The 13,308-nt window shown below is 37.4% G+C and carries 11 protein-coding genes; all 11 read left to right on the plus strand.

Annotated elements, in window-relative coordinates:
• Positions 1–16: 16 nt before the first annotated feature.
• The 11 genes from CWR48_RS07475 to mutS all read left to right on the plus strand — a co-directional run bounded on the left by CWR48_RS07475 (position 17) and on the right by mutS (position 13,301).
• Entirely contained in the window at positions 17–904 is an 888-nt protein-coding gene (locus tag CWR48_RS07475) for a helix-turn-helix domain-containing protein (protein ID WP_115772621.1), read from the plus strand.
• A 134-nt stretch (positions 905–1,038) separates the two neighbouring features.
• Positions 1,039–1,617, plus strand: a complete 579-nt coding sequence (gene pgsA / locus CWR48_RS07480; protein ID WP_115772622.1) for a CDP-diacylglycerol--glycerol-3-phosphate 3-phosphatidyltransferase — start codon at positions 1,039–1,041, stop codon at positions 1,615–1,617.
• Positions 1,617–2,864, plus strand: a complete 1,248-nt coding sequence (locus CWR48_RS07485; RefSeq protein WP_115772623.1) for a competence/damage-inducible protein A — start codon at positions 1,617–1,619, stop codon at positions 2,862–2,864. Before pgsA ends, CWR48_RS07485 begins: the two co-directional genes overlap by 1 nt.
• A gap of 173 nt (positions 2,865–3,037) precedes the next feature.
• Positions 3,038–4,093 carry a recombinase RecA gene (recA, locus tag CWR48_RS07490; protein WP_115772624.1) on the plus strand — a complete coding sequence of 352 codons (1,056 nt, stop codon included), beginning with the start codon at positions 3,038–3,040 and terminating at the stop codon, positions 4,091–4,093.
• Between the two features lie 210 nt (positions 4,094–4,303).
• Entirely contained in the window at positions 4,304–5,869 is a 1,566-nt protein-coding gene (rny, locus tag CWR48_RS07495; protein ID WP_115772625.1) for a ribonuclease Y, read from the plus strand.
• 227 nt (positions 5,870–6,096) lie between these two features.
• The gene (locus CWR48_RS07500) at positions 6,097–6,894 is read left to right on the plus strand and encodes a TIGR00282 family metallophosphoesterase (RefSeq protein ID WP_115772626.1); all 798 of its coding nucleotides are present in this window, start codon (positions 6,097–6,099) and stop codon (positions 6,892–6,894) included.
• Between the two features lie 105 nt (positions 6,895–6,999).
• Positions 7,000–7,260, plus strand: a complete 261-nt coding sequence (locus CWR48_RS07505) for a stage V sporulation protein S (RefSeq protein WP_115772627.1) — start codon at positions 7,000–7,002, stop codon at positions 7,258–7,260.
• A gap of 225 nt (positions 7,261–7,485) precedes the next feature.
• Positions 7,486–9,066, plus strand: coding sequence for a tRNA (N6-isopentenyl adenosine(37)-C2)-methylthiotransferase MiaB (gene miaB / locus CWR48_RS07510; RefSeq protein ID WP_115772628.1), 1,581 nt, complete (start codon positions 7,486–7,488; stop codon positions 9,064–9,066).
• Between the two features lie 4 nt (positions 9,067–9,070).
• A complete protein-coding gene (locus tag CWR48_RS07515) occupies positions 9,071–9,499 on the plus strand; it encodes a YlbF/YmcA family competence regulator (protein WP_115772629.1) in 429 nt (142 codons plus the stop codon).
• A 187-nt stretch (positions 9,500–9,686) separates the two neighbouring features.
• Entirely contained in the window at positions 9,687–10,250 is a 564-nt protein-coding gene (locus CWR48_RS07520; protein ID WP_115772630.1) for an outer spore coat protein CotE, read from the plus strand.
• A 474-nt stretch (positions 10,251–10,724) separates the two neighbouring features.
• Positions 10,725–13,301 carry a DNA mismatch repair protein MutS gene (mutS, locus tag CWR48_RS07525; protein ID WP_115772631.1) on the plus strand — a complete coding sequence of 859 codons (2,577 nt, stop codon included), beginning with the start codon at positions 10,725–10,727 and terminating at the stop codon, positions 13,299–13,301.
• Positions 13,302–13,308 lie beyond the last annotated feature (7 nt).

Here is a 13,308-nt window from a genome sequence, read left to right on the forward strand (position 1 = left end):
ACGGAAGGTGTTATTTATGGATGTAGGGGCAAGATTGAAAGAGGCACGACTTGAAAAGGGACTCACATTAGATGAATTACAGGAGATCACAAAAATACAGAAGCGCTATTTAGTTGCAATCGAAGAAGGAAATTTGGGCGTCCTGCCTGGTAAATTTTATGCTAGAGCTTTTATTAAGGAATATGCAACAGCGGTTGGTATAGATTCCAGTGAGTTATTAGAGGAGCATAAAGAAGAAATCCCTAAAACGGAAGAAGAAAGTGAAATTCAATATACGAGAATGGAACGATCGCGAAAAGAAGCAAATGTTGATAAAAGTTCGAGCTTTTCATTTCTTCCAACTATTATTGTAGTTCTATTAGTAATTGGTATCTTCTTTGTTGCGTGGTATTTCATCAAAGAAGGATCGTCAGGTGAAGGAAATCCACCGGAAGAAGGGCTCACAGAAAATGAAATCATTTTAAATGAACCGAATACAGGCGCATCTGATAACGGCGCACAAGATCAAGTTGATAGAGAACCGACGGACGAGAAAGAAGAAGCAGGTACAGCCACGGATGAAGAAAAACCATTGGAATTTACTGTAACTGAAGAGGGAACTGGTACTGTTCCAGAATCTACGTTATCTTTGAATGCTCCAGACGATGAATTAATCTTTACATTTGAATCGGCAAGTGAAGTTTGGTTGGATGTTGAGAATGGGGATGGAGAATCCTTCTATAGTGCAATTCTGACAAATACAGATTCACCGTTAGAATTAGACCTATCTGGAGAAGAAAGCATTTATTTAAACATTGGTAGTGCGCCGAATTTAACATTTGACGTTAATGGCGTAGCATTTGAATATCCAGTTGATCCTAACGAGCGGGATCATCAGCGGATATGGATAAATATTCAACGATAAAGTGAATATGCGTATTGAACCCTTCCGCTGCTCTGGAGGGGTTTTATACCTTAAAGCGGATGCACAACATGTTTGAGAAATCGGACTCTGTTTACATCCACAATTAAATAGATAATTTGGAGGAAAGTATAATTATGAATTTACCAAATAAATTAACCCTATCAAGAATAATATTAATTCCGGTTTTTATCCTTTTATTAAGTATTCCATTTGATTGGGGGACGTGGGATATTGGTAATACGGCCCTTCCTGTCTCCCATTTTGTGGCAGCAATTTTATTCATTTTTGCATCTGCAACAGATTGGGTTGATGGGTATTATGCAAGAAAACATAATTTAGTCACGAATTTAGGAAAGTTTATGGATCCTCTTGCAGATAAGCTGCTTGTTTCAGCTGCTTTAATCTTATTAATTGAGATGGGGCTAGCACCTGCATGGGTTGTTATTATCATTATTAGCAGGGAATTTGCTGTAACAGGATTGAGGCTTGTAGCAGCGGGAGAAGGGATTGTGTTAGCAGCAGGGAACCTTGGGAAAATTAAAACAGCAACACAGATGGTTGCAATTGCTGTTTTATTATTACATAATTTCCCTTTCTCTTATCTAGGATTCCCATTCGGTACGATCATGTTGTATATCGCACTATTTTTCACCATTTTATCTGGAGTTGATTACTTTATTAAAAACTGGCATGTGATGGGAGAGTCTAAATAATGCACCAACCAAAAGCTGAAATAATCGCTGTTGGTACTGAGTTGTTACTAGGTCAAATCGCGAATACAAATGCACAATGGATCTCACAGCAACTCGCACTTTATGGAATCAATATCTATCATCATACTGTTGTAGGTGATAATCTTAATCGTGTAGTCGGAGCGTTTTCAGACGCACATTCACGTTCTGATATTATTATTGTTACTGGTGGGCTGGGTCCTACTGAGGATGACCTTACAAGAGAAGCATTTCAACAATTGAGTAAGTTGGATATGGTCGAACATAAGCCTTCGATGGATAAAATCGAACTTTTTTTTAGAGAGCATAAAGTGGTAATGACGCCGAATAATCGCAGACAGGCACGGGTGTTTACTGACAGTATCGTGCTAGATAATAAAGTCGGTATGGCTCCAGGAATGATTGTAAGCTACGATAATCGAAAATGGGTTTTCCTACCTGGTGTACCACGTGAAATGATGAGCCTAGTTACGAATGACGTGCTTCCATATCTTCTCCAATTAGTTGGCAATAAAGCAATCATTAAATCCGAAGTATTGCGCTTTATTGGGATTGGTGAATCAATCTTAGAACATGAGATTAAAGATATTATTCATGGACAAAGCAATCCAACAATTGCGCCATTAGCAACAGATAGTGGAGTCATTATTCGACTGACAGCTAGAGCAGATTCGTCGGAGGATGCCATAAGATTAATTGAAGAAAGTAAGCAGGAGATATTATCGAAAATCGGCAATTTCTTTTATGGTACGGAACAGCAAACATTGGAGCAACAGATCGTCGATAAACTACGGGTAAGTAATAAACGACTTGCACTTGCAGAAAGCTTGACTGGGGGTATGGCTACTAGTAAGCTCGTTTCTGTCAGTGGTGCTTCCGACGTTTTGAGAGGTGGAATCGTTTGTTATGATCCAAAGGTTAAAGAGGGCGTATTAGGTGTTTCAAGTAAAACCATTGCTGCATTCGGTACGGTCAGTGAAGAATGTGCAATTGAAATGGCGACCAATGTATGCCTTGTGTTAGATGCAGATATTGGGATTAGCTTTACTGGTGTTGCGGGACCAAATGAGTCGGAAGGTAAGCCTGTAGGAATGGTGTACATTGCTGTTTGTACAAGAGACGGACATCAACAAGTGGAAGAATTTAGGTTTCAAGGTGATCGCGATACGATTAGAAATCGTGCAGTATTAAAAGGATTAGAAATTCTTTTTAATTTACTAAAATCTTAATATGTATTCGTTTTACGAATCGAAACGGCATTTTCTTAATTAAATATAGTTCCATATTTAATTTGTTAAGGAAATATTACCATCAAAAGACAAGAACATTTATTCGTCTTTTTGTTGGCAAAATGAAAAAAACAATGTATGATGGAAATAGTTAATTTAAGGAGGTAGTTTCGTTGAGTGATAGAAAACAAGCTTTAGATATGGCTTTGAGACAAATAGAAAAACAATTTGGTAAAGGCTCGGTAATGAAGCTCGGTGAAAATGAGTTTCAACCGATTGAAACCATCCCAAGTGGATCGTTAGCGCTGGATGTTGCATTAGGTATAGGTGGTTATCCGAAAGGGCGTATCATTGAAATCTATGGTCCAGAATCATCTGGTAAAACAACGGTAGCACTACATGCAATTGCTGAAGCACAGAAAAAAGGCGGACAAGCTGCATTTATTGATGCAGAGCATGCGCTAGATCCATCATATGCAAGGGCATTAGGAGTTAATATTGACGAATTACTATTGTCCCAACCCGATACAGGGGAGCAAGGATTAGAAATTGCAGAAGCACTCGTACGAAGTGGCGCAGTAGACATTCTAGTAATTGACTCTGTAGCTGCACTTGTTCCAAAGGCAGAAATTGAAGGTGAGATGGGAGATTCCCATATGGGGTTACAAGCACGTTTAATGTCACAAGCACTAAGAAAACTATCTGGAGCAATCAATAAATCAAAGACCATTGCTATCTTTATCAACCAAATTCGTGAGAAAATTGGCGTAATGTTTGGTAATCCAGAAACAACACCAGGTGGACGTGCACTTAAATTCTATTCTTCTGTTAGACTAGAGGTGCGCCGTGCAGAGCAATTAAAACAAGGTAATGAGATTGTTGGGAATAGAACGAGAGTCAAAGTTGTGAAAAACAAGGTTGCACCACCATTTAAACAAGCAGAAGTTGATATTATGTACGGAAAAGGAATTTCTAGAGAAGGTGAAATTCTTGATGTTGGTTCCGAGCTTGATATCGTTGATAAGAGTGGTGCATGGTATTCATACAATGGAGAGCGATTAGGACAAGGACGAGAAAACTCCAAACTATATTTATTAGAGAATCCAGAAATAGCCGAAGATATTCATAAAGCAATCCGTGAACATTATGAATTAGATAAAAAAGCAGAAGCTGCTCCAGAGTCAACTCCAGAGTCAACTGAAGCAGCACAAGAGAGTTTAGATGTATAAAATTTAAGATTAAAATCCTTTGCTGATCCCAGCAAAGGATTTTTTTATGAGATATTATGGCGTTTCCTTGACAATTTTATAATAGACAATTAAAATTAAAAATGTATAATTTTATATTTTTCTATAAAACGTATTGTTAATTATACATCTAAAATGTTACATGCCGACAAATAAGAATTGTAAAACTTTATAGCAATAGGAGGTGAAAACATGGACAATCCTATCATCATCTCCATTTTGTTTATTATTATCCTAATCGTCGGTATTGTTGTTGGTTATCTGATACGTAAATCTATTGCAGAAGCTAAAATTTCAAGTGCGGAAACATTGGCAAAACAAATCGTCGAAGAAGCACATCGAAATGCTGATGCCGCTAAGAAAGAGGCACTCCTTGAGGCGCGAGATGAAAGCCATAAGCTTCGTCAACAAACAGAAGATGAATTACGCGAACGCCGTGCAGAATCTTCGAAGCTTGAAAATCGTCTTACGCAAAAAGAAGAAAATCTGGATCGAAAAAGTGAAACACTAGACAAACGTGAATTGTTGTTAGAGAAAAAAGAACAATCATTAGCAGAAAAACAACAACAAATTGAAGAAATGGAAAGCAAAGTGGAAGCTATGAAAGATGAGCAGCAAACGGAGCTTGAGCGCATTTCAGGATACACATCAGACCAAGCCAAACAGATAATTTTAGAACGGATTGAAAAAGAAGTACAACATGAATCAGCAATCATGATTAAAGAAACCGAAAATCGTGCGAAGGAAGAAGCAGATAAGAAAGCGAAAGATATTCTTTCACTCGCAATACAGCGTTGTGCTGCTGACCACGTTGCCGAAACAACTGTATCTGTTGTAAATCTTCCAAATGATGAGATGAAGGGTCGTATTATTGGTCGTGAAGGTCGAAACATACGTACACTTGAAACATTAACTGGAATTGATTTAATTATTGATGATACACCAGAAGCAGTGATTTTATCCGGTTTCGATCCAATAAGAAGAGAAATTGCCCGTATGGCATTAGAAAAACTTGTACAAGATGGTCGAATCCACCCAGCTAGAATAGAAGAAATGGTGGATAAGGCTAGACGTGAGGTTGACGAATATATACGGGAAATTGGTGAAGAAACTACATTTGAGGTTGGTGTACATGGCCTACATCCAGATCTAGTTAAGATACTAGGAAGACTAAAATATCGTACAAGCTATGGGCAAAATGTATTGAAGCACTCAACAGAGGTTGCATACCTTTCCGGATTGCTGGCTGCTGAATTAGGTGAAGATGTTACGTTAGCAAGAAGAGCTGGCTTACTTCATGATATAGGGAAAGCAATCGATCATGAGGTTGAAGGTAGTCACGTAGAAATTGGTAAAGAACTAGCGATTAAATACAAAGAACACAATGTAGTCATCAATTCAATTGCTTCCCACCATGGCGACGAAGAAGCGACATCCGTTATTGCAGTTCTTGTAGCTGCTGCTGACGCATTGTCTGCTGCAAGACCTGGTGCAAGAAGTGAAACATTAGAAAACTATATCAAACGATTAGAGAAACTTGAAGAAATTTCTGAGTCATTCGAAGGTGTAGAGAAATCATTTGCAATTCAAGCTGGCCGTGAAATCAGAATTATGGTTAAACCAGATGAAATAGATGATCTTGAATCTGTTCGCATCGCTCGAGAAATTAGAAAACAAATTGAGAATGAACTTGATTACCCTGGTCACATCAAAGTAACAGTGATTAGAGAAACAAGAGCAGTAGAATATGCTAAATAAAAATAAAAGCAAAGATGGCCGTTTGGCGACGTATGGAACATTCCCTCTTAAGAGATAAAAGAAACACAGCGAGCTGATGTTGACTTATCGTACGGAGGTGAAGGAAGTCCACTAGTCGCAGGGCACATGAGCTAAATAAAAATAAAAGCGGTCATGTGAACCGCTTTTATTTTTATTTACACGTAAGGAAAGCTAGTAACATACAGAAAAGATAGGGTGAATTTAATATGAAAATATTATTTATTGGTGATGTGGTAGGTTCTCCGGGGAGAGAGATGGTACAGGAATATTTGCCAAAATTGAAGGATAAGTATCATCCTAATTTAACGATTATTAATGGGGAAAATGCAGCGGCAGGAAAAGGAATCACGGAGAAAATCTACAAGCAATTTCTAGAGTGGGGTGCGCAAGTAGTTACGATGGGCAATCATACTTGGGATAAAAAGGAGATCTTCGAGTTTATTGATGATGCTAAGAATATGATCAGGCCTGCAAATTTTCCTGAAGGGAATCCGGGTAAAGGAATAGTTTTCATCAATATTAATGGGATAGAAGTAGCCGTCATTAATATGCAAGGTCGTACATTTTTACCTGCTATCGATGATCCATTCCGGAAAATTGATGAATTAATTGATGAAGCAAAGAAGCGTACGAATATTATATTTGTAGATTTTCACGGGGAGGCAACAAGTGAAAAGCAAGCATTTGGCTGGTATATCGACGGCAGAGTTAGTGCGGTAGTTGGTACACATACACATACACAAACAGCTGATGAACGAATCTTGCCAGCAGGTACGGCATATATAACAGATGTGGGAATGACTGGACCATATGATGGAATATTGGGTGTTGAACGGGAAGCAGTAATAAAAAGATTCCTAACTTCGTTGCCAGTACGTTTCGAAACGACAAAAGAGGGTAGAACACAATTAAATGGTTTTTTTGTAACGATTGATGATAGTAGTGGAAAGGCAACAAAAGTAGAGCGAATTATGATCAACGAAGACCATCCCTTTTTCAGCTGATTTATTGAATTTTGCGAACCATTGATGGATAATAGGGAATAAGCTAACATCTCCAAGAATATAGTAGCAATAGAACTACAATAGGAAATGAAGGAGGTACTAGTAATGGATGTATTAAAGGTTTCAGCAAAATCAAGTCCAAATTCTGTAGCAGGTGCACTAGCCAACGTACTACGTGAACAAGGTACTGCGGAGATGCAGGCAATCGGTGCAGGGGCATTAAACCAAGCCGTTAAAGCTGTAGCAATTGCAAGAGGATTTGTAGCACCAAGCGGGGTTGACTTAATTTGTATCCCGGCCTTTACCGATATTATGATCGACAATGAGGAGCGAACTGCGATTAAATTAATCGTTGAACCTAGATAGTACACAATAAATCAACCTTCCTAATAATAGGGAGGTTTTACTTTTATTCTTTCTCTTTACATTATTTGTTATATTTGACATTATCCATTATACTATAATAATGTAATCCTATACATAATGATTTTACAGATAATTTTATAATTCTGCCAATACAAGTTGTATGTCACTCATTTCAAAGGTTTAAGACCAAATTGATTTTTCACTTTGTGGAAAGGAGTTTTTCCCATGAACGAGCAGCAACGAATAGACCAAGCACAAATAAAGCAGATAAGAAAAGAATTTGTAGAGCAAGAAAACAATATTACAAGGATTAAAAATACGCCCAGTGAGGAAATGATTGCGAAATATTTTCAAACGAGCTACGAGCCACAAGCACCAGATATTAAAAAAGCAAGAAAACGCCGGAAAGAAGATATTCAGTTTCACTATGATTTTGCAATTCCAGAAAACATGGAACAGATTGGAAAAGGGAAGAAATTCTTAATTCGTACATATGGTTGTCAAATGAATGAACATGATACAGAGGTAATGGCGGGGATTTTGATCGAAATGGGATATGAATCTACTTCAGATACGAATGAAGCGGATATTATTTTATTGAATACGTGTGCAATCCGGGAAAATGCAGAGAATAAAGTATTTGGCGAAATTGGCCACTTGAAACCTTTGAAACTAGAAAAACCGGATTTAATTATCGGCGTCTGTGGTTGTATGTCTCAGGAAGAATCTGTTGTTGACCGTATTCTAAAAAAACACCAGCATATCGATTTGATCTTTGGTACACATAATATTCATCGGCTACCTCAATTACTTAAAGAAGCTTTATTTGGTAAAGAAATGATTGTTGAGGTTTGGTCGAAAGAGGGAGATATTATTGAAAATCTTCCAAAAGCTCGTAAGGGGAAAATTAAGGCATGGGTTAACATTATGTATGGCTGTGATAAATTCTGTACCTATTGTATTGTACCAATGACACGTGGGAAAGAAAGAAGTCGTAAACCAGCGGATATTATTCAGGAAGTTCGTCACCTGGCTGCACAGGGTTATCAAGAAGTAACATTACTTGGTCAGAATGTAAATGCATATGGTAAGGACTTTGAAGATATCACCTATGGTCTTGGAGATTTAATGGATGATATTCATCAAATAGATATACCACGGGTTCGATTTACAACGTCACACCCAAGGGATTTCGATGATTATTTAATCGAAGTGTTAGCAAAAGGTGGAAATCTTCTCGATCATATCCATCTTCCGGTACAATCGGGTAGCGATGAAATTCTTAAGAAAATGAATCGTAAATATACGAGAGAAGAATACTTGGAATTAGTCCGGAAAATCCGAAAAGAGATTCCGAATGTAACATTAACGACAGATATTATTGTTGGTTTCCCTAACGAAACAGAGGACCAATTTGAGGAAACCATGACATTGATGGAGGAAGTTGGTTTTGAAGCGGCATATACGTATATCTATTCTCCACGTGAAGGAACGCCAGCAGCCCGCAAATTGGATGATGTTCCTGAAGAAGTGAAAAAACAGCGGTTATATCGCCTAAATGCCCTTGTTAACAAACAATCTGCTGTATCGATGAAGAGCTATAAGGATAAAGTTGTAAAAGTACTTGTTGAAGGTGAAAGTAAAAAGAATCCAGATGTACTAGCTGGATATACAGAAAAAAATAAATTAGTTAACTTTAGGGGACCGAAATCCTCGATTGGTAAAATTGTAGAAGTTAAAATTACAGAAACAAAAACATGGTCCCTAGATGGTATCATGGTTGAAAATATGGTTGAGGTGAAATAAAAAAATGGCTGATTATACACGTAAAGAAGTATTAGATGAAGCAAAAAAATTAGCAGATATGCTTGCAAATACAGAAGAGGTTGATCGTTTCAAACTAGTAGAAGCAAAGCTTAATGAAAATAAGAAAGTGCAGCAGCTAATTCAAAAAATAAAGACCCTTCAAAAACAAGCGGTTAATTTTCAAGCATATGAGAAAAAAGAAGCGTTAAAAAATATTGAAGCAGAACTTGATCGTCTGCAAAATGAAATTGACGAAATACCGGTTGTTCAAGAATTTAAAGAAACGCAAATCATTGTAAATGATGTGCTTCAGCTCGTTTCTGGAACCATCGCTAGGGAAGTAACCAATAGTGTCATTGAATCGACTGGTGGCGATATTTTATCAGGTGAAACAGGATCTAAAACGAAAAACAAAATAGGACACAGTCATTAAATAAGAAAATCAAGTAAGCAGGACGAATTGCTTACTTGATTTTTTCTTTTATTACGGTAACTCCACAAATATATCTCAATATAATGGAGGAAGATCATTCCTTTTCCACCTTTAATAAAATCGTCATGCACTTTAGGTGTTTGTCTTGCATAAAATGACTATGAAAAAAGAGGAGGTAAAAGTAATCATGACTTTTCTCGATAAAGAATATAGAGAGATCATTTCGAAAGCTGTCATTGGTAAGGGTAAGAAGTTTACGCAAGAGTCCCATTCCGTTACACCATCACACAGACCATCAAGCATTCTTGGATGTTGGGTAATCAACCATTTATATAATGCCAAGAAAAAATCAGAAGAATCCGTTGAAATTCAAGGTAGCTATGATGTGAACATTTGGTATTCCTACAACGATAATACTAAAACAGAAGTTGTAACAGAAAGAGTAACGTATACGGATATTATTCCACTTTCTGTAAAGGATGATAATTGCATTAATGACGAACATGATGTAATTGCAAAGGTTATCCAACAGCCAAATTGCTTGGAATGTAAAATTGCAAGTAATGGACATAAGATTGTAGTGGAAATCGAACGAGAATTTATAGTGCAAGTAATTGGTGAGACAAAACTATCTGTTCGAGTAAATCCAGTACAGGATCATTTCGATGATGACGATGAGGCATGGGACTTCAAGCTAACAGATGATGAATTGGAAGGCGTAGAACCAGATTTTCTAAACAAACAGGATTAAGAAAATTACGAGGGATAACATCTCTCGTAATTTTTTACATATGTATGTTTTAGATAAAGTGCTGATTAGTTAGGCGCAAAGTTGATTTTCGCTACGGACAGTCGCGTATCCGGAGGGATCGATCTGAGCCTCTAGCAAGAACGCTATGGTCTTAACATCTTCGCTTTTCCCGCAGGAGTCTCCTGTCCTCCGCTACAATCAATGGCCTTTAGAGAGGGAATGCTGACTCCTATTTTTAAGAAAATGATAAAAATTAACAACTGCACAATCCAAGCGTAGTGTATTTCTGGAGCGACTGGCCTGAGAGTCATTAGCACATTAGAGTAGTTCGCACTTTGTATCAATAGTGACGTACGATGATGTGCTTTTATAAAAATACGGCGATATGTTCGCCATTCAAACTGTTGTCTGCGCTTTTCTGGCTATTTATGCTATAATTATAGAAGTATATTACGGTTTTTTGGAGGATTAATGATGGGCAAGCAGACACCGATGATGGAACAATACTTAAAAATAAAAGCAGATTATCAGGATGCATTTCTATTCTTTCGGCTAGGTGATTTTTATGAAATGTTTAATGATGATGCAATAAATGCTGCAAGAGAGCTAGAGATTACCCTTACAAAACGTGGTGGTAGTGAGGGAATTCCGATGTGTGGAGTTCCGTACCATGCTGCTGAAAATTATATAAAAATATTAGTTGAAAAAGGCTATAAAGTAGCAATTTGTGAGCAGGTAGAAGATCCGAAAACTGCGAAAGGTGTAGTAAAACGGGAAGTAGTACAACTGATTACGCCAGGGACGGTAATGGAAAGCAACATGTTAAAGGAAGGAGAAAATAATTATATTGCAAGTCTTTCTCATTTTGAGGATGGCTCCTATGTAATTGTATATAACGACCTTTCGACTGGTGAGAATAATATCACGGTGATTTCTCATGGATGGGACGCTGTTATTCATGAGTTATACAATCAACCAATAAAGGAAATGGTTATTTCTTCTAATCTACCAGAAGACTTGCGATCCCAGCTTCAGGTTCGATTAAATGTTACATTATCATACCAGGATGAAGTGACATTCAATGCAGAGTATCGTAATCTTACGGAAGACTTAAATGATGAACGTTTAATGAAGGCGTTCAGCCGTTTATTAAATTATATCCAGCATACACAAAAACGCTCACTTGACCATTTGCAAAAGGCGAAGGTAATCGAGTTAAAGCATTATCTATCACTCGATATGTATTCCAAACGAAATTTAGAATTAACGGAAACGATTATTAAAAAAGGAAAGCATGGTAGCTTACTGTGGGTTCTTGATCAAACAGTAACATCAATGGGATCAAGATTGCTTAAGAAATGGATTGAGCGTCCATTGCTGGATAAACATCTAATTGAGGATCGGTTAAACATTGTCGATGCTTTCTATCAGGGTTTTATGGAAAGAGACACATTAAGGGATACATTAAAATCAGTCTATGATTTAGAGCGGCTTGCAGGAAGAGTTGCTTTTGGAAATGTGAATGCTCGCGATTTATTACAGCTTAAGCAGTCACTGGAGAAAATCCCAGAATTAAAAGCGACCTTGAATCAATTTGAACAGCATCAAATTCAGACGCTATCAAAAGGGCTGATTTACCCGAAGGATTTAATAAATTTATTAAATACGAGTATTATAGAAAATCCACCAATTTCGATTAAAGAAGGATCGATTATAAGAGATGGTTACAATGATGTGCTTGATACTTATCGCGATGCATCAAGAAATGGCAAGAAGTGGATTGCGACGTTAGAAAAGAAAGAAAAAGAAGAAACCAATATTAAGTCATTAAAGATTGGATATAATCGCGTATTCGGTTACTACATCGAAATTACAAAAGCAAACGTCCATTTGATTCCTGAGGGAAGATACGAACGGAAGCAAACATTGGCGAATGCGGAACGTTATATTACTCCGGAATTAAAGGAAAAGGAACAGTTAATTCTGGAAGCAGAAGAAAAAAGTATTGATCTTGAATATAATCTATTTATTGAAATACGTGAGAAAATTAAGGAGCATATTCCAGAATTACAACATTTAGCGGAAATTGTAAGTAAAATCGATGTGTTGCAAGCATTTGCTACGGTAAGTGAAGCAAACAATTATCACCGGCCACATTTTGTGGAAAGTGAATTGAATATCAAGAACGGTCGTCATCCTGTCATTGAGCAAGTAATGAAGGACGGCTCTTTTGTGCCGAACGATGTTACGTTAGACGAAAATAAAAATATATTATTAATAACGGGACCGAATATGTCAGGGAAAAGTACGTACATGCGTCAGCTCGCGCTTACGGTCATTATGGGGCAAATCGGTTGCTTTGTTCCATGTGATGAGGCAGATTTAATCATATTCGATCAAATTTTTACACGAATTGGTGCGGCAGATGATTTAGTTTCTGGGCAAAGCACATTCATGGTGGAGATGCTTGAAGCCAATCACGCTATCGCCAATGCAACTGACAGAAGTTTAATCTTGCTCGATGAAATTGGCCGTGGGACAAGCACGTATGATGGTATGGCGTTAGCACAGGCAATCGTTGAGTATATTCATAATAATATTCACGCTAAAACGTTATTTTCTACGCATTATCATGAATTAACGGTATTAGAGAATACGTTAGATAACTTAAAGAATATCCATGTTCGGGCAGAAGAATTTGAAGGAAATGTTGTATTTCTACATCAAATACAAGAGGGTGCAGCAGATAAGAGCTATGGTATCCATGTGGCGAAATTGGCAAATTTGCCACAAGCACTTATTGAGCGGGCGCGTACAATACTGCAAGCATTAGAATCAGGTAATAAACCAACACCTACAACTGAAAAAATTGAATCTGGGCAGTTATCCTTTTTTGTTGAAGAAGCGGAACGGGAAAAGGAGAATAAGAAACCAATTCCTGCATCAGAAGAAAAAGCGTTAGACGAATTAAAACGGCTGAATTTATTCGAGATGACGCCAATGGAAGCGATGAATGCATTATATCGCTTGCAAAAGCAAGTGAAACTGTAGAAATTCA

This window comes from Oceanobacillus arenosus (assembly GCF_003369575.1).
Lineage (GTDB): Bacteria > Bacillota > Bacilli > Bacillales > Amphibacillaceae > Oceanobacillus > Oceanobacillus arenosus.